General features: G+C 68.4%; 12 protein-coding genes. 6 read left to right on the top strand and 6 right to left on the bottom strand.

Going from position 1 to position 21,106, the window contains the following annotated elements:
• Positions 1 to 3 precede the first annotated feature (3 nt).
• The 4 genes from LLH23_16485 to LLH23_16470 all read right to left on the bottom strand — a co-directional run bounded on the left by LLH23_16485 (position 4) and on the right by LLH23_16470 (position 3,069).
• Complete coding sequence (locus LLH23_16485) at positions 4 to 783, bottom strand: SMI1/KNR4 family protein (GenBank protein ID MCE5240060.1); 780 nt, start codon at positions 781 to 783, stop codon at positions 4 to 6.
• Positions 784 to 792: 9 nt separating this feature from the next.
• Positions 793 to 1,986 (bottom strand): alpha-L-fucosidase, encoded by a 1,194-nt coding sequence (locus LLH23_16480; protein ID MCE5240059.1) that lies wholly within the window; start codon positions 1,984 to 1,986, stop codon positions 793 to 795.
• 100 nt (positions 1,987 to 2,086) lie between these two features.
• Positions 2,087 to 2,722, bottom strand: a complete 636-nt coding sequence (locus LLH23_16475; protein ID MCE5240058.1) for a DUF1559 domain-containing protein — start codon at positions 2,720 to 2,722, stop codon at positions 2,087 to 2,089.
• A 65-nt stretch (positions 2,723 to 2,787) separates the two neighbouring features.
• Positions 2,788 to 3,069: an alpha-L-fucosidase gene (locus LLH23_16470; protein MCE5240057.1), complete on the bottom strand. Its 282-nt coding sequence runs from the start codon at positions 3,067 to 3,069 to the stop codon at positions 2,788 to 2,790.
• Positions 3,070 to 3,194: 125 nt separating this feature from the next.
• Between LLH23_16470 and LLH23_16465 the strand changes: the two genes are divergently transcribed.
• Complete coding sequence (locus tag LLH23_16465; GenBank protein MCE5240056.1) at positions 3,195 to 4,979, top strand: AAA family ATPase; 1,785 nt, start codon at positions 3,195 to 3,197, stop codon at positions 4,977 to 4,979.
• 59 nt (positions 4,980 to 5,038) lie between these two features.
• Here LLH23_16465 and trpB read toward each other — a convergent pair whose 3' ends face one another.
• Positions 5,039 to 6,235, bottom strand: coding sequence for a tryptophan synthase subunit beta (gene trpB / locus LLH23_16460; protein MCE5240055.1), 1,197 nt, complete (start codon positions 6,233 to 6,235; stop codon positions 5,039 to 5,041).
• A 430-nt stretch (positions 6,236 to 6,665) separates the two neighbouring features.
• On the opposite strand from trpB, the gene LLH23_16455 reads away from it, so the two are divergent.
• From LLH23_16455 to LLH23_16435, 5 genes are all read left to right on the top strand, one after another.
• Entirely contained in the window at positions 6,666 to 8,183 is a 1,518-nt protein-coding gene (locus LLH23_16455) for a hypothetical protein (protein MCE5240054.1), read from the top strand.
• A gap of 134 nt (positions 8,184 to 8,317) precedes the next feature.
• Positions 8,318 to 11,032: a hypothetical protein gene (locus LLH23_16450; protein MCE5240053.1), complete on the top strand. Its 2,715-nt coding sequence runs from the start codon at positions 8,318 to 8,320 to the stop codon at positions 11,030 to 11,032.
• 61 nt (positions 11,033 to 11,093) lie between these two features.
• Positions 11,094 to 13,190 (top strand): alpha-L-fucosidase, encoded by a 2,097-nt coding sequence (locus LLH23_16445; protein ID MCE5240052.1) that lies wholly within the window; start codon positions 11,094 to 11,096, stop codon positions 13,188 to 13,190.
• A gap of 36 nt (positions 13,191 to 13,226) precedes the next feature.
• Complete coding sequence (locus LLH23_16440) at positions 13,227 to 15,263, top strand: hypothetical protein (GenBank protein ID MCE5240051.1); 2,037 nt, start codon at positions 13,227 to 13,229, stop codon at positions 15,261 to 15,263.
• Positions 15,264 to 15,312: 49 nt separating this feature from the next.
• The gene (locus tag LLH23_16435) at positions 15,313 to 16,356 is read left to right on the top strand and encodes a Gfo/Idh/MocA family oxidoreductase (GenBank protein ID MCE5240050.1); all 1,044 of its coding nucleotides are present in this window, start codon (positions 15,313 to 15,315) and stop codon (positions 16,354 to 16,356) included.
• A 13-nt stretch (positions 16,357 to 16,369) separates the two neighbouring features.
• On the opposite strand, the gene LLH23_16430 is transcribed toward LLH23_16435, so the two are convergent.
• Positions 16,370 to 20,965 carry a hypothetical protein gene (locus LLH23_16430; GenBank protein ID MCE5240049.1) on the bottom strand — a complete coding sequence of 1,532 codons (4,596 nt, stop codon included), beginning with the start codon at positions 20,963 to 20,965 and terminating at the stop codon, positions 16,370 to 16,372.
• Positions 20,966 to 21,106 lie beyond the last annotated feature (141 nt).

Genomic DNA, 21,106 nt, shown 5'->3' with positions numbered 1-21,106 from the left:
GCATCACCTCAGATCTTGTGCTTGTCGCGGTCCAGGTCCACCCGCCTTGGCCGAACGGCCGAACAGCCTGCCTAACAGCGACGGCTTGCGGGGAGGTATCTGGATGGCGAAGAGGCGCTCCATGCCGTGCCGCCGGAGGACGGTGCATGGTCCGTACCTCCCCCACGCGAAGCCGTCGCCGCAGCCTGCCTCGCGCAGGTCGAAGATCTCGAACGTGTCGTCCAACGTCGCGGCGAACTCCGCGAGCGTGTCGTCGTCCGAGGCGAGGCTGTCCGCCACGGTCAGGCCTCGTGACTTCTCGTGCCAGATGCGCATGGCGTGGTCCTCATGCACATCGTTGATCGCACTCTCCCAGGGAGGGTTGCCAAAGCGGATCACCTCGGCCAGGAACTCGGCCAGGGAGTCCGTCTGGAACACGAACACCGCCGGGTCATGGCAGGCGAAGAAGATGCCGTCCCACGTTGCGGCCCCGGGGCGCACGTCCACCACCCAGAAGTTGCCGAACCCATCGGAGGCGATGGGATGCCCATGGGGGAACGCCTCTCGCGCGCTGAAGTAGTCGTGCTGTCCGTACAGGTCCACGGACTCCATCACGCCAGAGAAGCCACGGCTGAACTCGAGTAGCTCGCGCACGTCCTCAGGCAGCGGCCCGATCCGCTCCTCGAGCTTGGCCATCTCAGTCGCGGCGAGCGGCGGGAGTAGCTCGATGGTTGACTTGTTGCCGTCCTCATCCACCAACTCCATGCCGTCCGCCTGCTCCAGAACCTCCCGCGGCGTTGCCATCGCGACCTCCTACACTTCGTACTTGCTCCGGTCCAGCAACGGGTGCGGCAGCGCCCGCGGCGGGCCGTCGAGTTCGACGGCCAGCACCGTCATGATCGGGTCGGGCGACGCGACCGGCAGCCCCTCCAGGAACAGCCGCGGGCCCTCCTGCCGGAACGCCACCTCCTGCCCCGTCCCCAGCACGCGCACACCCTGCACTTCGTTCGCGATGCTGATCAGCGTCGTCGCCGGCCCGTGGTAATGGAACAGCGCGAAGTACGCCGTGTTCCCCCGGCTGGTGGTGAGCCGCTGGTCCTGGTAGTCGAACGGATGCGGGTCGGTGCCGTAGATCGCCTCGCCGTTGCGCTCGAGCCACCGCCCTACCTCGCCCAGCAGCCGCTGCCCCTCGGGCGGGATGCGCCCGTGTCCGTCGGGCCCCATGTTGAAGAGCAGGTTCCCCCCGTTGTGCGCGCATATCGCCAGCGTCTGCACAACCTGCCGCGCGGTCTTCCAGTCCGGGTCGCCGGCGTTGTAGCCCCAGCTCCCGTTGGCGGTCATGCAGCTTTCCCACAGCTTGCCCGGGTCGGCGATGGTGTGCTGCTCGGCGCTGTCCACATCCTCGGGCAGCCCGCAGCGGCTGCTGATGAGAATGCCCGGCTGCCGCCGCCGGATTTGGGCATTGACCTCCGCCGGGTCCCAGGTGTTCACCGGCGGGCAACCGTCGTAGAACAGGTAGTCCACCGGGCCGTAGCCCGTCATGAGCTCCAGCAGCTCGGTGCGGCAGTCGCCGATGAACGCGTCCCACCCGGCGCGGTCCCCCTTCGGCCCGGCCACACACCGCGGGTCGCTCCAGTCCAGCACCGAGTAGTAGATGCCCACGCGCAAGCCCGCCGCACGGCAGGCCTCCACGTACTCGCCGACGAGATCGCGCCCCAGCAGTGAGCCGCTGTGGTAGTCGTCGGTGGCGGTGGGGAAGAGCGAGAAGCCGTCATGGTGCCGGGCGGTCAGGCACACGTACCGCATGCCGCTTTGCGCGGCGAGGTTGGCCCACTGAGTGGTGCAGTCAGCGTCGGGGCTGAAGCCGGCGGTCAGGCGGCGGTACTCATCCACGGGGATGCGCTCGTGGCACATGGCCCACTCATGCCGCCCGAGCACGGAGTACAGACCGAAGTGGATGAACATCCCATAGCGCGCTTCGCGGAACCAGGAGGTGTCGGGGGTCATGCGGCAAGGGTTCGTGAGGGGTGGGAGGGGGACCTGCCGACACGGTGACGCCCGCTCCGGAGCCTCTGCTGCATGCACCCGTGACGCCGGCAATGAGGCGCTAGTAACGCGGGAAGTGGAGGCTCGACTCGCTTCGGTCGTCCGGGGTCAGGCAGAAGATGCCGGCGGTGTGCCCCTGCTCCTTGCGCCACTTGGCGTGGCCGTCGGCATAGACACAGTTGCCGCCGCCGCTATGAGGCGCGCCCCAGTGGCCGTGGTTCACAAAATCACCATAGCCGCCGCCGACGTAGCGCGGCCGAGTATAGGAGTACCCGTTCGCCTCGTCACCTTCCCACATGAGGACTGCCGCCACGGGGTCGTTCAGCGTGGTGTCGTCAACCCACCTCACGAAGACCACGGCGTTGGCGAAGTAGGTACAGCTCACGCCCCCGGTATTGCCTGTGACTCTGGATGAGGGACACCGCCATATCTGCTGATTCTTGATGTAGGGGTTCAGAACCTGGACGGCGCTCTGATAGCGGTCCACCGTGACTGCGTGGTAGAACCCGGGGTAGGTGCCATCGTAGTCCTGTATGTACGAAGAGGCTGCCGTGCCCAACTGCCGAACGTTGCTCAGGCAGCTAACCTGTCTGGCCTTCTCCCTCGCCCGTGCGAAGACCGGGAACAGAATCGCGGCCAGGATGGCGATAATGGCGATCACCACCAGCAACTCGATGAGCGTGAAGCCTCGTCGCATGGCGAGCTACCTCCCAGGAAGGCGGATAGCTACAGCTCTCATGATGGTAGTTCGTCGCTGGTGTGTCATCTCCTGTCAGTGTGGTAGGAGATCTCACGGCGTTTTGCGGTTGGGTGCGGCCCTGGCACGGCATCGCCGACCAGGTCGGGCCCGAGCGGCGCGCCGCCCTGGGACTCGTCGGTCGATCTGGGGAAGAGCAACGAGCCGGCGGTCAGGCGGCGATACTCATCGGGCGGAATGCGGTCATGGCACATGGCCCACTCATGCCGCCCGATGACAGAGTACAGGCCGAAGTGGATGAACATCCCATAGCGCGCTTCGCGGAACCAGGAGGGGTCGGTGGTCATGCGGCGAGGGTTCGTTGGGGGGTGGGAGGGGGACCTGCCGAGGGCCCTTCCTCTCGATACTGCTGGTTGACCCTGCCGCTGCCGGCATGTAGACTCAGGGACTATCGCCATTGGGGGTTCTTGAGATGCTGCAGGAGCTGCGACTGCAAAACTACAGAGGCTTCCGAGACCACGCCGTGGAGTTCGGGCCCCTAACAATCCTGGCCGGCATCAACAATGCGGGCAAGTCAACGATCGTCGAGGCTCTCACAATCGTGTCTCGCGTGGTTAGCGGGTACAGGAGCAAGCCGCGACAAGAAGCGCCGCCATGGCTCTCGCATCTGCCGGTAGGCTGGGGGAGAAGACCGTCACTCGCGGGCGTGGATGTGCCAGTTGATGGGCTCTTCAACAACCTGGGCGACCCGCCTGCCATTCTCACAGCATCCTTCGACTCAGCCGTGTTCACGATCTACCTTGGCGCAGACCTGTCAGTACATGCGTCGTGCCCGCAGCTCGATTCTGCCCATCCACACTCGACTGCGGACTCCGCTTTCGAGGCCGTTCCCGACATGCGTGTTCTGCCGCGCGTTGGGCCCGTCGCGCGATATGAGAGGGTACTGCAGAGAGAGACCGTCCTGCGGCATCTCGGTTCTCATTTGAGCCCAGCACACTTCCGCAACGAGTTGGCGATGTTCCCGCTCGGTTATGAGAGGCTGAGGACGCTTGCCGAAGACACGTGGAAGGGACTTCAGCTTCATGACCTGAGCCGCATCCATCGCCAAGAGGGATGGGTTCATCAGCTCATGGTCCGGGTGGGCGACTTCACGGGCGAACTGGCGTTGATGGGGCATGGTCTGCAGATGTGGTTGCAGACGCTGTGGTTCATGGTCCGCACCCCAAGCACTGCGAGTGTCGTACTTGACGAACCCGACATCTACATGCACGCCGACCTCCAGCGGAAGATCATCAGGCTCCTCAAGGGGCGCTACGTCCAGACGATCATCGCCACCCACTCAACGGAGATTATCGACGAAGTCGAGCCTTCTGATATCGTCAGCGTAAATCGCACGGCCGCGCGGTCAGCCCGCTTGGCGGATAGGACCCAGGCTCAAGGCGCCGTCTATGAGTTGGGGTCCATGCACAACATAGCGCTCAGTAGGTTAGGGTCGAGGCGCAAGTTCCTCGTCTGGGAAGGTCAGGACTTGCCTCTCCTCAAGTCATTCCAGAACACGCTTTTCCCGCGGAGTGAGACCCCCTTCGACGCCCTTCCGGGTGCCGGTGTAGGTGGGCAGGGCCAGTGGGGAAGTGTGGTATCGTGGCCAGAGCTGCTGCGGCAGACCGTCATGGCCGATGTCTCCGTCTACTGCGTTCTGGACAGGGACTTCAAGCCAGAGGACGAGATCAGGGGGATGATCAGCGAGTCTCGCCAGAACGGGGTGAACCTCTATGTGTGGCGACGGAAGGAGATCGAGAACTACCTGCTTCTACCCGAGGTGATCGCGAGGTTGCTGCGTCCCGCCGAGCAAGGCTCGGCCGGGACCGATCTAGCGGACCTGGTAGCGCTCAAGATTGACGAGGTTGTTGGCTCCATGGAAGAAGACTGCTTCCAGTCGCTAGCCAGCTCGTGGTGGGCTTACCAGACGAGGGCAGCCAGGCAGGAGGGCAAGCCGCCACCCGACATCAAGACAGTCATGCAACAGGTGCGCACCTATCTCAACAGAGTGTGGCAGAGCCAAGACGGCCGATGGGGTGTCGTGTCCGGGAAAGCGGTCTTCAGCCGACTGTCGGGATGGTCACAGACTGAGTACGGTATCTCGCTCGCGCCCGTCAGAGTAGCGCGTGCAGTGCGCGAGAGCGACCTACCCGGAGAGGTCGTGATGGTTGTGAGCGCCATCGAGAAAGGGGAGGCATTCCCTACTGAGACTGAGTAGTTCACGCCCGGTCGTTTCTCCGCCCACTCGTCTTCTATCGGGGACAGCCGCTTGTGCTCTTACAACCCCTCCCTCTCCAACACCTCCGCCACCTCCGCGCAGTCCTTATCCCCTCGCCCCGAGATGTTCACCACTACGATCTCGTCGGGGCTGAACTCGTCTTTGAGGCGCAGGGCCAGGGCGACGGCGTGCGCGCTCTCGAGGGCGGGGATGATGCCCTCTGTCTCCGAGAGAATCCTGAAGGCCCGCACCGCCTCCATGTCGTCCACGATCTCATAGCGCGCGCGGCCGATGTCCTTGAGGTAGCAGTGCTCGGGACCCACGCCGGGGTAGTCCAGACCCGCGGCGATGGAATGGGCCGGGGCGACCTGGCCGTCCTCGTCTTGCAGCACGTACTGGGCCGAGCCGTGCAGCACGCCGAAGGTGCCCAGGTTCAGGGCCGCCGAGTGATCGCCGACCCGCAGGCCACGCCCACCCGCCTCGGCGCCGATGAGCTGGACCTCCGTGTCGGGGATGAAGTCGGCGAAGAGGCCCATGGAGTTGCTGCCCCCGCCCACGCAGGCGATGACGCGGCTGGGCAGCCGCCCCTCCTTCTCCAGGCACTGCGCGCGCACTTCGCGGCCGATGACGGACTGGAAGTCCTTGACCATGGTCGGGAACGGGTGCGGGCCGGCCACCGTGCCGAACAGATAGTACGTGCTGTCCACGTTCTCCATCCAGTCGCGGAAGGCTTCGTTGATGGCGTCCTTGAGCGTGCGGGTGCCGCTGGTCACGGGCACGACTTCCGTACCCAGCAGCTTCATGCGGAAGACGTTGAGGGCCTGGCGGCGCACGTCCTCCTCGCCCATGTAGACGACGCCCTGCATCCCCAGCAGCGCGGCGACGGTGGCGGTGGCCACGCCATGCTGCCCGGCGCCCGTCTCGGCCAGCAGCCGGGGCTTGCCCATCCGCCGGGCCACCAGCGCCTGGCCCAGGCAGTTGTTGATCTTGTGGGAGCCGGTGTGGTTGAGGTCCTCGCGCTTCAGATAGACCTTGCAGCCGATCATCTGGCTCAGCCGCCCGGCATAGTACAGGGGGCTGGGCCGCCCGGCGTAGTCCTGCAAGAGCCCCGCGAACTCCGCGCGGAACTCTGGGGTATCCTTACAGGCGTTGTAGGCGGCCTCGATCTCGCCGAGCGCGGCGATGAGCGTCTCGGGCACGTACTGGCCGCCGTAGCGACCAAAGCGACCAGCGGGAGAAGGGGTGGCGGCAGACATGAGTTGGGTCCTTTCTGCAAAGCTATGGCAGGATGGCAAGTAGACTGGCACAAACAAAAGCGCCACAGGCGGGTACGGGTGCCTGTGGCGTGTCGGGTACGGCTAGTTTGGGAAGCAGCAGATCAGGCGCCCGCTCAGTTAAGCGAACCAGCGCCAGCACCAGACGAAGGTGAACCTGCTGCTCATGGTGCGCCTATCATATTGCGGCCGGGCGGGGCTGTCAAGGCGGGGGTGGAGGCTGGTACGCCCGACACTCCTGTCGGGCGGATCGTCGTGTCGCCCGACACCCCTGTCGGGCGGATCGTCATGTCGCCCGACAGGAGTGTCGGGCGTACCGCCACCGCCACGGGCGACACGCGGGGGAGGGCTGTCCGCGCGGCGTCACGAATAGGCTGGGGCAGCCACACTTCCTGCCAAGAGGGTGAGAGGCTTGCCCCAGTCACTGCTCATTGTGCTCCTGCTGTTGCTCCTCATCGGCGTTGCTGCCTCGGCGCAACCGGCGCCGCCACCGGACGACCTCATTGCCGGCCCGCCCGCCGGTCCATGGCGGCGGCTGTTCCTCGATGCCATGGTCACCGAGCAGCAGCAGGGCCTGCAGCGCGTCTTTCACCAGGCCACCAAGCACCCCGGCAATCCCGTCATCAAGGCCGATAGGCCGTGGGAGCAGTACGCCACCTTCGGCGGGCCATACCTGTACGGCACCGTCATGTGGGATGAAGGCAAGCTGCGCATGTGGTACCACGTGCATGGCGAGGGTGGGTACCTGAACTGCTATGCGGAGTCGGCCGACGGCGTGCACTGGACCAAGCCCTCGCTGGGGCTGGTGGACTTCCACGGCTCGAAGGACAACAACATCGTCCTGGGCGTCACGCCGCAGGCGGAGGTCGAGTTCCCGGACCTGTACAAGGGCGCCGGCAAGTGCCACAACCCCTCGATCATCAAGCGCCCCTGGGAGCCCGACCCGCAGCAGCGCTATGCCCTGTTCTGCTATGGCGTCGAGTACCGCCGCACGCGCGTGGCCTTCTCGCCCGATGGCCTGCATTGGACCTTCGTTCGGGAGACCGCGCAGAAGGGTCTGTTCAGCTCCGGCGACGTGACCAACTTCACCTGGGACCCCTACAAGAGACGCTACTTTGCCACCTGGAAGACGGGGGACCGCCGGGGCCGGGCCGCGGGTGTGGCCGTCTCGCCCGACGGGCTGAACTGGACCAAGCCGGTGGAGACGCCGGTCTTCGGCGCGGACGACCTCGACCCCGACGCGACGCAGGTCTACGGCATGCCGGTCTTCTGCTACCAGGGGCTGTACCTGGGGCAGCCGTGGATCTACAACTCACGCTGGTTCAAGTACGGCAGCTACACCGACCAGCGCATGTACGAGGTGGAGAAGGACAGCTCCTGCACGATGGATGTGCAACTGGCGTGGAGCTGGGACCTGATCCGCTGGACGCGCCCGACCCAGCGCGAGCAGTTCATCCCGCGCGGGGCGGAGGGCACGTGGGATGACGCGATGATCTACACGGCCCGCGCGCCGGTCCAGGTGGGCGACCAGCTCTACTTCTACTACGGCGGCTGGGATGGCCCGCACAACGCGACGAACGCGAAGGCGAGCATTGGCCTGGCGACACTGCGGCTCGACGGCTTCTGCTCCATGCAGGCCGGGGCGCAGGAGGGCTGGCTCATCTCGCGGCGGGAGGAGATGAAGCAGCCGCGCGTGGTGATCAACGCCGCCTGCAGGACGGGCGGATACATCGTCGCCGAGCTGCTCGATAAGGACAACAAGGTGCTGGCGGGCTGCTCGCGCCAGGACTGCGTGCCCTTCAAGGGTGACTCCGTGCGGCATGTGCTGACGTGGAGGGCGGCGGCCTTCGCGCCTGAGCAGACCGAGGGCGACAAGAAGGTGCGCTTCTTCGCCAAGAACGCGGATCTGTATTCGTACCTGCCGCAATGAGCGCGCGGCCGGGCAGGTCCCGGCGCCGCCGCGCACGAACGTTGCACCCGCGGCCTCGTCCGAGCGCAAGCGGATGGGGATCGCGTGACGCCTCTGCCGCTGCTGCCACCAATCCGTCGCTCCCCGAGGTCAGCATGAGCCACCCATGCCTGGTCTGCCGTTGCCGGTGGGCGATTGCCATCTCCGCCATGGCCGCGCTGTCTGCGGGGGCGGCTGTGGGCGCGGGGAACACGCTGGTGCTCGACCCCGGCGGCGTCTCGATGGACTTCACCGGCTGTGGCCTCACGGCCCTGACGGGGCCCGACCTGCTGCGCAATGGCGGCATGGAGCAACTCGACGCCGCGCAGAAGCTGACCGACTGGCAGCCGGACTGGTATGTCTGGCTGGCCGTACCCGATGCGGCCCGGCAGGCGCAGATCGAGCAGCGCGTCAAGCCGCACCTGCAGTGGCGCGTGCAGGACACGGGGGCCTTCGCCGGGCAACATGCCGCGCGTCTGGCCATTCCTCAGCCCGCCTTCAGCCCTGACGATCCGTCCGGCCACGAGTTTTGCGCCATGTACCACCAGCGCGTCGTGTTGCCGCCGCTGACGCGGCCGATGCGCGTAGTGCTGACCTACCGCTACCGCGGCTGGTGCGGCCAGGACATGCCCAACTGCCGCGCCTACACGCGGATCACGTTCTATGACAGCGAGAACCCGGCGCAAGCCAAGCAGACCCGCGTGTACGACCAGGCGCTGTTCCAGCCGAGCAATGCCTGGAAGCCGGGACAGTTGGTCACGACCGTCCCGCAGGCCACGCGCGTGCTCGATGTGCGGATCGCCCTCACCGGTGTGGGCGAGGTCGAGTTCGATGATGTAGCCCTCCACCAGGCGCAGGAGCAGGACACCGGGCTGAGCGCCCGCCTGATGCCTGGAGCCATGCTCGACAACCGCATCTGCCTGTCCAGCGGCGACCTGCTGACGATGATCTTCGGCTTCCGCAACGGCGACGACCGCAAGCTGGACCGGCCGCAGCTTGTGCTGCAGTTGCCGGCGTGGGTGGAGGTCATGGAGACAGCTCCGGCGGTGAAGCGCGAGCAGACGCCCCTGGCCGATGGCCGCACTGAGCACCGCTTCGACCTGACGCCGCTGCGGGGCAACATCCGTGGGAGCGACTTCCCGTATCCGTGGCACCAGTGGGGCGGGCTATGTCTGTTCGTGCGCACGGGCGAGCCACCGGGCGAGAAGCTGCACGAGGCGACGTACTGGATGGAGGACGGGACGACCCGGGGCGAGGCGCAGCGCTTCAGCCTGCAGGTCGTGCCCAGCCTCCCCACGGCGGAGCGGCCCAAGCTCTTCCGCACCGGCGCCCATCCCTTCGGGATCTGGTCGGCGCGGCAGCCCGAGACCGTGGCGGGGTTCGGCCATACCTACGAGCGCGTCGGCTTCAACTGCGTGCACTGCTCGCCCTCGCCGATCGGTGACGATCTGGGGAAGCGCGGCATCGAGCGCTTCACCCAGCCGTTCGCCAATGGCTACTCCATGGGCGGCCAGAAGCCCGACAACGTGGCGTTCCGTGATATCGAGGGCAAGGCTGTGGCGGGGGCCATCTGCCCGACTGAAGTCTACCGCCGGGGGCCGTACTTCCAGAGCGCCATCGTGGGCGACATGCTGCGCCAGTTGCTGGTGACGGACCGCAAGGCCGACCAGCTCATGTGCAACTGGGAGCCGTACATGTACGTCGGGAAGGGCTGCTATTGCAGTCGCTGCCAGGAGGAGTTCCAGGCCTTCAGCAAGCTCCCGGCCGCGGAGGTGGAGGCGACCTGGCCGCGGACGGTGGCCGAGAAGCACGGTGAGGTCCTGCGCCGGTTCCGCCGCTGGCAGCACGCGCAGTTCATGGCGACCCTCGAGGAGACGGTGCAGGCGCTCGGCAAAGAGGCCGGGCGGGAGATGCACTTCATCCCCGAACTGCACTACGGGCTACTCACCTCGGGTTGGGAGAAGTCGGGTGACGCCGGGGAGTTCGCGGCAGTGGACTACCTGGACAAGCTGCCGGCGTTCAACGCCTGGGGGCCGTACAACTGGTATGTCTTCGGGCGCGGGCCCTATGAGTATGTGCGGGGGTTGCACCTGAACTGTCACGCCACGGCGCTGCAGGTGAAGGACTTCCTGCGCTCCCGGCTCCCGGCGGACAAGCAGCCGGACCTGTACGCCTTCCCATACGGCACCTACGAGGGCGCGACCGAGCCCGAGGCCATCGGCTTCGAGCTGCAGACCTACTTCCTGGATGGCTACCGGGGCGCGATTGTGTACCTGTACCCGGGCGGCTATGATGCGCGCCATTGGCGGGCCATAGCCGCAGCCAACACGCAGATCGCGCGCTTCGAGCCGTTCGTCATGCAGGGCCGCCCGGCCAGACGACACAAGGTGCAGCCCGTGACGCCACTGCCGCCGCCCGACCCGCGCTTTCTGCAGAGTGGGTGCATGGCGGCGGCCGACGTCGAGCGCTGGCAGCAGGCGTCGCTGCTGCAGAGCTGGGAGTTCGAGCGCGACGACCAGCGCCTGTTTGCCGTGGGCAACTTCTGGGAGCGCGGCGAGTGCTTCTTCAGGCTGACGGTGCAGGCGCCGCCCGGGAAGTATGCGCTGACCGAGCCAGCGACGGGCCGCTGCTTCTCACAGAACACCGATGGCACGCTGTCAGCGGCAGACCTGAGCAAGGGCGTACTGCTCCATGCCGGGGCCCTGAGATATGCGTTCTTCGTTCTCGAACCGTACCGGACCGGCAGCAAGCAGGACACGATCGTTCGCCCGCAGCAAATGGAAACGGCGAGGCGCGAGCGGGAGCCCGCGATCCGCAAGGCAGCGGATTAGGCCGCCGCCCGGCCCATCAGCGATCGGCGTCTCAACGACTCAACGATTCAACGGAGCCCTCATGGACATCTCGCACCTCATGCGCACCCCCGAAGAAGTGGACCGACTCTTCCCCTGGCTGCGGGAGGACCTCATCCGCGGGATCCCACACTTCATCAGTCCCGCCTGGGGCAAGGACCGCTCGCAGTTCGACGCTGAGCTGTGGGCTGAATGGTGGCAGAGGATCGGCTTCGGCTCGGCGACGCTGCTGACGGGACACCATGACGGCTACCTGCTGTACCCGAGCAAGCTGCAGCGCCAGCAGCCCGACCGCGACTACTTCGGGGAACAGGTGGCGGCCTGTCGCCAGCGCGGTATGCACGTCATGGCGTACTACTCGCTCACGCTCGACAGCCTCGTGGGCAGTGAGCATCCCGAGTGGCGCGTGCGTGACATGGCCGGCCGCATCTACCCACCCAACTACGAGCAGTTCTCGCACTACCACTGGCTGTGTCTCAACAGCCCGTACCGTGAGTACGTTGTCGCGCAGCTCGAGGAGGTCGTGGACCACTACGACGTCGAGGGCGTGTGGATTGACATCCTCTATCTGCCGGGGCACACCGAGGAGTTGGAGCGCGACACGTGCTTTTGCGACCACTGCCACCGGCAGTACTCGGAGTGGACCGGCGGCGAGCACCTGCTGGATGCCGCGGGCACGCCGCGGGCCAATGAGTTCCGCGCGCTCACGTATCGCAACTTCCTGGTGAGCCTCAAGACGATGCTCATGAGCAAGGACCGCCCCATCGCGCTGACCTTCAACGGCGCGGGGCGGCGGCGGATGCCGGGCTACAAGATCTGCGACGATCTGACGGACTTCTTCTCCGGCGAGGCCCACAACCCCACCTCGCTCTCGATCACCAGCAAGAGCCATCGGCACTCGGGGCGGACGTTCGAGCTGCTCAGTTGCTCCGAGGTCTGCTGGTCGCACAACCAGCTCAAGCCCGATACGCTCATCAAGCTCGAGAGCCTCTCCACACTCATCGCCGGCGGGACGTACACCATGGGCATCACCCAGGCGCCGGACGGGCGGCTGTCGGAGCCGAACGTGCGGCGCCTGGCCGACTGGGGCCAGTGGATCAACGCGCGCCGGGACCTCTTCCGCCCGGCCGAGCCGGTCTACGAGATGGGCCTGCTCGCCCCGGAGCTGGGCCCCACCGGCATCGAGAAGTGGGCCGAGTGGCTGCGCAAAGGCCACTTCCTGTTCGATGTGTTCATGGACGTCCCGAGGGGTCTGTCCCCGGAGGGGCCGCAGGCCCCGCAGGGGGCTGACCCCGTCGCGAGCGCCACCGGGGACAGACCCCCTCCGCTGATCCTCATCCCCCAGACCCGGCCCGTTAGGGCGGACGAGACGGCGGTGCTGCGCGACTACGTGGTCGCGGGTGGGAAGTTGCTTTTCGAGTGCCCCGCTGCCGCCTGGCGTGACCACCAGCCGTGGATCGAGGAGCTGACCGGCGCGCGGCAGTTGCGCGACCACCAGGCCTATGCCTTCTACCTCGACCCTCGTCTCGAGCCGCTGGGAGCGGGCCTCACCGGTGACCCGGTGATGCTGTACGCCAAGCAGGCCGTGGAGCTGGAGTTGCAGGGGGCGCAGGCTGTCGCCGACCTCGTCTTCCAGTTCCGCGACAAGGTGCGGACCAGCGACATCCAGACCGTGGCGAACTTCTGGGCGCGCGAGGACGACCTGCCGCGCCCGCCGGGGATCGTCGTCAACCGCCTCGGCGCGGGGCTGGTCCTGTCCACCGTGCTGCCTCTAACGGTGGCCAACCGCGACGAGGACCGCTGCCCGTGGCCGGAGATGCTGGCCCGCAACTGCGTGCGCTATCTGCTGGGCGAGCCGATGGTGTCGGCGGGGGCGTACAACCAGGTCGAGGTGAACCTCTGCCGCCAGCCCGGACGGTTGCTGCTGCACTTCGTCAACCACCTGTACGGGGCTGGGCCCTACATGCATGGCCTGGGCGAGACGCAGTTCCTGCGCGACCTGCCGGTGCGCCTGGCCCCGGCGTTGCGACAGACTGTGACGGCCGCGCGCGTGGAGCCCAACGGACCGGCGTTGCCGCTGACCGACGAGGGCTTCATCCTGCCGGAGTTGGGCGTCCACCAGGCAGTCAGCCTAGCCTAACGCGCGGGCGGGCTGCCCGCGCCTCTGAGGACGAGAGTGAGTTCATCGCACACGAACGAAAGCGGCGTGCCGGACCTGGACCGGCTACTGGCCACCCGCGGCCTGCGGCGCCACACACTGGGGCCGACCGGCGCGCGCGTGTTCTGCCGCCGCCTGGAGAATGCCCTGGGCGTGCGTGGGCGCTTCTGCGTGCTTCACGACCGGGACGAGGCCGCGCTCCCCGACCCGATCATCCTCCGCCTGAGTGTCAATAACGAACCCGTGGCCGCCCCACGCGCGGCGTGCATGTGGTATCCCAGCCACGCCCGGCGTCAGACGAAGGAAGCCGGGCTGGGACTCGTCGAGCACAAGTTCATCACCTGGGATGACGTGGTCTGCGATGTCCTGAGCCTGACCAACCACGCGGCCGAGCCGCTGGCCGTGCGGGTCGAGGCGGAGACGGGGGCGGTGCCGGACGTGACCCGCGCCGGGCGCGACACGCTGGCCGGCACCGGGCCGATCCTGGGCGAGCGCGCCCGCGTGCTGCTGGCCATGCCCACGACCCGGGGCGTGCCCCCCCAGACGCTCGTGTGTGACCTCACGCTCGACCCCGGCGAGTCCACCAGCCTGCTCATCGCCCTCGCCGTGGGCCTGCGGCAGGGCGAGGCCCAGACGGCCATGAAGCGCTGGGCCCTCGATCCCGACCCGCTCGCCCGGCACCAGCAGGAATACCAGGAGTGGTTCGTCCGGAACTGCCCGACCCTCGAGTGCCCCGACGAGCGCTTCCTGCGTCTGTGGTGGTATCGCTGGTTCCTACTGCGCCACAACCTCGTGTGCGACGCGGCCCCCGCGTTCCACGAGGCGCGGCAGGGCGACCACACAGACGTGGCGCCGGTCGGCGCACCACTGGTGCTGCAAGAGGCGCGCTGGCTGCGCGACGCGGCCTTCACGCACGGGGAGATGCGGGCGCTCATGCGGCGTCAGGACGCGGCTGCGACGGCCCGGCCCGACGGGAGTCCCGCCGCCGTGCCGGTCAAGGAGTGGCTGCCGGCGGCTTTCTGGCAGGCCCTACAGGTGTGGCCCGACGAGGAGTTGACCGCGCAGGCCGCCGAGTATGCCCTGCGCCACCTGGCGGCGGTCCGGGAGTGCTGCGACCCGAACAACGACCTGCTGCTGTCCGGCGGCGTCGGCCCGCTGGGGTCGGAGGCCGAGGCCGCGCTGGCGACGACGGAGGCGGTGGACCACAGCGCCATGTACGCGGCGTCGCTGCAGGCCGCGGGCGAGATGCTCGCCCGCGCGGGGCGCGAGGTGGATGCCCGCTGGCACACGGGGCTGGCCGAGCGCTGCCGCGACGCCCTGCTCGAGCATCTGTGGGACGAGTGGGACCACTGCTTCTACGACCGCGACGCCGCCACCGGCGAGCCCCTGCGCACCCTCCACGTCGGCGGCTTCGCGCCCTTCGCGTTCGGGCTCGTGCCGGATGACCCGCAGTACGCGCGCGCGTTGGCGCTGCTGGTGGACGAGGGGCATTTCTGGACCGAGCACCCGGTCGCGCAGGTCAGTTGCGCCGCCCGCAGCGCGAACGGCTCGCCTGACCCGTTGGCCGGCCTGGCCCTGCCGTACACCAACAGCCTCATCGCCGAGGCCATGGCCTTCGCGATCCGCTCCCTCAAGCAGCGCCACCTCACCCGTCGCCGGCTCATGGACTTCCTGTGGCTGTACGCCAGGCTGCAGTTCGAGGCCGATGACCTCGCCCGGCCGCTCGCGCGTGAGGCCTACGCGAGCGACACCGGCGAGGGCCTCGGCGCCAGCGACTGCCTGCAAAGCAGCTTCAACGATCTGCTGATCCGCCACGTGGCGGGCCTGACGCCCCGGTCGGACGACACGCTGGAAGTCGCGCCGCTGTGCACGGGCTGGGATTGGTTCGCGGTGCGCGACGTGCCCTACCGGGGGCGCCGCATCACCATCGTCTGGGATCGGCGTGCGGACCGCAGACGCCCCCCGGGCGTACCACGGGGCTTGAGCGTGTACGTCAACGGCGACCTCGTCGCCGAGTCGCCGGACCTGGAGCGGCTGACCGTGCCACTGCCGTAGCCAGAGCCTACATTGTGTCGCATGCCATAGCACCAGATAGGGAGAACTCATGTCCACCTACCGCGTCGGCATCATTGGCCTTGGCCGCATGGGCAGCACCATCTGTGACGAGATCGTCGGCTACCCCGCCTTTGCTCTCCCCTACTCCATCGCCGCCTCGGTCCGCGCCAGCGACCGGCTGGAGTTGGCCTGCGGCTGCGACCTGCTCCCCGAGAAGCGCGACGCCTTCCGCGAGCGCTGGGGCGTCACCGCACTCTATGACGACTTCCGTCGCATGATCGAGCACGAGCGGCCGGACATGGTCGCCATCTGCACCAGAGGCGAGAACCATGCCGAGCTGGGGATCGCCGTCGCGGAGCTGGGCGTGCCGATGATGTATTTGGAGAAGGCCATGGCCTGCTCGATGACCGAGGCCGACGCCCTGCGCGACGCGATCGTCCGCTGCGCCACCGCCTTCAACACTGGCGTGCTGCGGCGCTTTGACGAGCGCTACTGGTGGGCCCGCCAGCTCATCGAGCGCGGCGAGATCGGCACGCCGCACACCGTCGTGCAGTACTCGGGCGGCAACCTGCTGCACGGCGGCATCCACATCGTGGACACCATGATGTACTTCCTGGGCGACCCGCAGGCGACGAGCGTTCGCGGGGAGTTGACCCTCGGCGACATCACCTTCGACAGCAACCGCTTCAGCAACGACCCGCGCGCCATCTTCGAGGTGAGCTTCGCGGGCGGCGCGACCGGCTACGCCATCAGCGGCGGGGGCTGGGACATCGAGGTGTTCGGGAGCGGGGGCTCGATCCGCGCGACCAACAACGGCATTGACTGGTCCTGGCGCAAGCCGACCAAGGACGCCGACAAGTGGGTGGCGTACCGCGAGGCGGCGTACCCGCAGGTGGGCTTCCGCAGCTCCACCCTCAACTGCCTCGAGGACCTGGTGGACGCCCTCGAGCAGCAGCGCCCGACGCTCAACCACATCGCGCAGTGCCACCACTCGATGGAGATCTGCATGGCGGTGGCGGAGAGCCACGTACAGGGCGGCCGCCGGGTGGAGCTGCCCGTCGCGAACCGCGACCTGTACATCTGGCACGTCTGACGCTCCGTGACGATCACGGGGTGCCGGCGGGATCCTGGGCGAAGCGCTCCACCGTCTTGCTTGCCGTCGCGAACTCGCCTGGCCGCGCGGCCAGGATCATCTGCAGCGCCTGCTCGGCGTCGTAGGCAAGGCGGCCTGCCCGGTCGGCCGGCAGGGCCTCCAGGCGCGTCCACTGCGTCGCCTGCAACTCCCCCAGTTCGCTCCGCATGCCGACCAAGCTGGCCAGTGTCACGGACGCGCGCTGCTCGCCGACGGGCGGCGTCGAGCCGTGCCCCGGGAAGGGCAGGATCAGCAGTTGCGTGGCAGCGGTCAGGTCGCGACCGTCCAGGCTCTGGACGATCACGTGACCGGTCGCGGTTAGTACCGTCCGTCCGCGCCGAGTGACCACTCCCTGCGTCTCCACCGCCGTCAGGCGCCCCTGTCCGTCGACGACCACCAGCCCCGAGCCCTGCGCCGCCAGCCCTACGCCTACGCTGTCGTCTGGCGCACCCTCCGCAAGGGTGAGGGTCGCGCTCGTCGGCTTGTCGCCGCTGTTGTGGAGCACGAAAGCCTTGCCGTCGCCCTGCAGGGGCACGCGGAAGCACTGCAGCTCCGGGCCGTTCGGCGTAACGGGGTTGCGGGCGATGCCGGCTCGCCGCAGGAAGTCCAGGTAGAGTGGGCGCAGCCACGGCGGCTGCTCCTTGCGGACCTCGGCCGGGTCGGCGCAGAAGACCACCTGCCCGCGGCCGAGCTTGAAGAGCGTGGCCGGAGCGTCACCGGGCAGGGCCTCCGCGCCGCGCAGCCGGAACGTGGTCGCCGTCGCACAGGGCGCTGCTTTCGGGTCGCCGACCCCCGTGCGCTCGACCCCCGCCAGCTCCACCAACCGTCCCGCGCGCGTCAGCTTGCGGCTCGGGTCGTAGCTGATGTCGCCGGAGAAGTACAGGCTCCCGCCCTGCTCGACGAACGACCGGAGCTGCGCGACGACCTCATCCGGCGGGCAGTAGGGCACCGGGTAGATCAGCGCTTTGACCCCGGCGGGCAGCTCGCCGAGCTTCGCTTCGCTGATGAAGCCGCAGTCCACCTGGCAGCTCATCAGGACCTCGCCCGTCCGCGCCAGGGCGGCATTGACCGCCGTCCGCGAGCCGCCAAAGCGATGCGTCTCGGGCACGACGACGGCCACGGCAGGCACCTCATACCGGGGGCGCAGGCGGCCCAGGGTGAAGGCCAGCGCCCGCATGACCGAGGCCGAGGGTCGGGGCACGCGGTCGCTGCGCACCTGCCCGCACGGGAAGATGCCCTCGATCGGGTCACGCCAGTGCCAACTGCACAGCGCCGTCGCTCCCAGGCCGAAGGCATGGTGGACCAGGTAGTCAAACCGCTGGCTGTACCGCTCGTCGTCGTCGCCCATGCCCCATGGGTCGGCGGCGGCGAAGGTCGGGTGGTCCTTGGCGCCGCACTCGCCCATGATGAGCGGCTTGCCCACCAGGCGCTGGTCAATGCTCTGCAGTTGCGCCGGCTGGCCGACGGGCGGGCCGTAGTAGTGACGGTCGGTGAAGTCCAGGTTGGCATGGCACACCGGCGGGTCCCACAGGTGGACGCTGTCGCCGAAGTTCTGCATGAGCCCCACCGAGACCAGGCGGGTGGGGTCGGCGTCGCGCACCGCGGCCCGGTTGGCGTCGGCCCAGCGTTGCTGGACCAGTGCGAGGAACCGGTGCGTGTCGTAAGCCCGCAGGTCGTCCCAGCGGTCGCTGATCCGCGCCAGCTTCACCTGTCCCAGCTCGACCTCGTCCGTCCCCCACGCCTGGCGCAAGGCTGCCGTCGTCTGGTAGCGCTGCTGCAGGTACTCGTTGAAGGGCGCCACCAGTGTCTCGTCGGTCACCCACAGGCTGGGCTCGTTGCACACATCCACCGCCAGCCAGGGCACGCCGCGGTAGCGCTTGCCCAGCGTTCGGGCGAGAGCCGTCTCTTCCGCCAGCTTCTCCGGGACCGCCGTGTTGCTCAGGTTGGGGGCATGGTAGAACACCACCCGGTGCTGCTGCGCCAGATGCACCATGGCATCGCTCTGGCGGCGGTCGCTGTCGGTCTTGAAGGGTACGAACGAGCGTGAGAGATGCAGCCCGTAGTCCTGCATCAGGCTGAAGTCGCGCTCGAAGTTCAGGGGCGATCGCGCGGTCACGGAGCCGTTCTGGCCCCAGTACGCCTGCGAGCCCATCAGGAACATGGGCCGGTCGCCGAGGGTGAAGTACGGCCCCTGCCGCGTCACGGCCGCCAGCCCCGGCGCGGTGGCGCCCGGCCAGATGACCACCGCGTTTTGCTCGCGGTCTATCGGCTGCCCGCCAATCAGCAGGTCGCAGTGGAAGCGGCACAGGCCCCCCACGCCCTGTGCGGGCACGGGCCACTCGAAGGTCAAGTCCCGCGTCTCGCCGGCCTGGAGCGTGAGGCTCTGGGTCTGCCCCGCCGCCGATGCAGTGTCCACCGTCAGGCGCACCTGGGCGGCGACGGGCTGCCGACCGTCATTGCTGGCGCGTGTGCGGAAGCGCACGGTCTCGCCGGGGCGAACGCTGGAGAACTCGGTGTCGGTGTCGTGCAGGTACGTGCGGCGTAGCAGGGCGGCCACCGTGTTCAGCAACAGCGGCCGGGCCTGCGGGTACGCCGGGCCGAAGAGGTCGTCACTGCTCACGCCGAAGAACGCCGCCGCCGAGCCGCGATAGAAGCCGTCGTAGTGGTAGACGAGGGAGCCCAGGTAGCCTCGGTGCCGCCCGAAGCGGTCGGTGGCCTGCAGCAGCGGCACGAGCCGCGACAGGTTCGGCCCGAAGCCATGGCCCTGATTGGAGATCATGGCCGTCGCGCTGTAGCCTGCGAACCGCCCGGCCCAGGGGGCGCCTGTCGCCACGAACTGATCGGGCGCGGGGCGCGCACCGGTCACGAACTCCAGGCGGTTGGCCGGATCGAACACGGGGATCTGGTCCGGGTCGGGCCACATGGCATCGCGGATGCGGGCCGCACGGGTGTTGAGGCAGCCGGGCCGGGCGCGCAGGTCACCCAGCGGGTCCGCCTGCACGCACACCTGGCTGATCTGGTAGGAGTGCGGTTCGTCGCGCGCCGCGATGTCCAGCGCCAGCCCCAGTTGCAGGGCCCGCGCGCGCTCGGGGTGGAAGGTGTCGCCGGCCCCGCCGCGCCCCACGCTCGGGTTGTCATGCCAGTAGCTGAAGTCCGCCGGGGTCAGCACCACCTCGCGCCACTCGGTGGTCAGCGGCACGTTCACCTTCCAGCGCGAGCCATCCACCTCGTCCCACTCGAACGCCATCTTGGGGGTGTTCGCATCGCCGCGAGCCCAGAAGCGGGTGACGGTCCACTGGCGGCCCCCGGTGGCTTCCGGGGCCGGGAGGCGGGCCTGCACATCGCGGGTGGCTGTCGCCCAGATGCGCATTGGGGCGACGGCGAACTCCAGCGCGGTTTCCCCTGCGAGCCGCCCCGGCACGGTCTTCAGGGTCGGCTTGTTGCCACCGACATCGCACCCGAGGCTCCAGTTCGCCTCGGCGTCCTCCGCCTGCCCCGGGCTCAGGACCGGCAGCCCCGGCCCCCGAGGCAGCGGCACGTCGTCGGGTCGCAACCACTTGCCCTCGTGCTCCACCAGCAGCGTGTCGAAGGCATAGCCACCCGTGGACAGGAAGGCGCCGCGCTGGCGCAGGTAGCTCTTGAGGGACTTGGCCGCCGGGGCGGGGAAGGCCCCGCCATAGGGCAGCACCACCAGGTCAAAGGGCGGCAGGGGACCCGCGCCGGAGGCGGGCCCGCGCAGGATGAAGGGGTTCGCCAACTGCCGGCCGGTGACGAAGACGACGCCATAGCCGGCCTCTCGCAGCCAGGTCGCCAGGCGGTCGGGCGAGGAGGCGCAACCGTCAGCGGGGAGCGTGTCCTTGAGGATCGCCACCAGCCCCAGCTTGCCCGGCTGCGCGCGCAGGCTCGGGGCCAGGGCCTCGGCTTCCTGCCGTTGCGCCGCCGCACGCTGGGCCGCCTCGATATCCACCGCCGAGGTCTGGTAGGGCGTGGCCTGGGCGCCGTCCTCCAGTTGCGCATCATCAAACCACGCCGTGCCATGGCCGTGCAGCGTCAGGATCACGACGACCTGGTTGGCGCGGGGCGGGATCGTGGCCGTCACGGTCTGCCGGACCCAGTCTGCCTGGGTGCCGGTGGTCTTCACGGGCGCGTCGAAGATGCCGATGCGCTCCTCGGCCCCGGCGTAGCAGTTGAGCGAGCAGTAGGCGCCGGCGCCATCGCGCACGTTCTCGGCGGCCACGTACACGCTGAGGGTGACGGTCTGACCGGGCCGCAGCCCGGGGATGCTCTGGCGGATCTGGTACCAGTTCACCGGGGCCGCGTCGGGCACGATGAGTTGGTGGGAGAAGCGCCCGCTGTGGGCCCGGCCATCGGTGACGCAGTTCGCCCCGCCGCCAGGCGGCGTACCCGCGCTGGTCCAGCCTTCGGCGAGAGTGCCGGCGCTCACAGCCCCCTCGAAGCTCGCATCGGCGATCAGGTTGGCCGCCGCCGCCCCGCCGGCGGCGACGAGCAGGAGGCTGAGTGCTGTCCACGAGACCAGGCTCGGCAGCCGGACGTGCGCTTGGTGTCGCATGGCTCTCCTCTGCTGAGGCCTGCCGCTCCGGCGGTCCCCGCGAGACGGACCACTGCGCGGCGCAGGCCGTCTGATGCCAGGCTGTTCAGCAGCGGCGGCGTCTTCCCCTTCTCCCCGGCGGCGGAGGGAACTGCCGCGGCG

Source organism: bacterium, from assembly GCA_021372615.1.
Lineage (GTDB): Bacteria > Armatimonadota > Zipacnadia > Zipacnadales > UBA11051 > JAJFUB01.
Note: the sequence above shows the minus strand (reverse complement) of the source record. Positions and strands in the feature narration are given on the sequence as shown.

Bases quoted from the DNA above. Each gene is read 5' to 3' on its own strand.
- LLH23_16475 (MCE5240058.1), bottom strand. From the start codon at position 2,722: ATGCGACGAGGCTTCACGCTCATCGAGTTGCTGGTGGTGATCGCCATT.
- LLH23_16435 (MCE5240050.1), top strand. From the start codon at position 15,313: ATGTCCACCTACCGCGTCGGCATCATTGGCCTTGGCCGCATGGGCAGC.
- LLH23_16430 (MCE5240049.1), bottom strand. From the start codon at position 20,965: ATGCGACACCAAGCGCACGTCCGGCTGCCGAGCCTGGTCTCGTGGACA.
- LLH23_16465 (MCE5240056.1), top strand. From the start codon at position 3,195: ATGCTGCAGGAGCTGCGACTGCAAAACTACAGAGGCTTCCGAGACCAC.
- LLH23_16480 (MCE5240059.1), bottom strand. From the start codon at position 1,986: ATGACCCCCGACACCTCCTGGTTCCGCGAAGCGCGCTATGGGATGTTC.
- LLH23_16450 (MCE5240053.1), top strand. From the start codon at position 8,318: ATGAGCCACCCATGCCTGGTCTGCCGTTGCCGGTGGGCGATTGCCATC.
- LLH23_16470 (MCE5240057.1), bottom strand. From the start codon at position 3,069: ATGACCACCGACCCCTCCTGGTTCCGCGAAGCGCGCTATGGGATGTTC.
- LLH23_16485 (MCE5240060.1), bottom strand. From the start codon at position 783: ATGGCAACGCCGCGGGAGGTTCTGGAGCAGGCGGACGGCATGGAGTTG.
- LLH23_16445 (MCE5240052.1), top strand. From the start codon at position 11,094: ATGGACATCTCGCACCTCATGCGCACCCCCGAAGAAGTGGACCGACTC.
- trpB (MCE5240055.1), bottom strand. From the start codon at position 6,235: ATGTCTGCCGCCACCCCTTCTCCCGCTGGTCGCTTTGGTCGCTACGGC.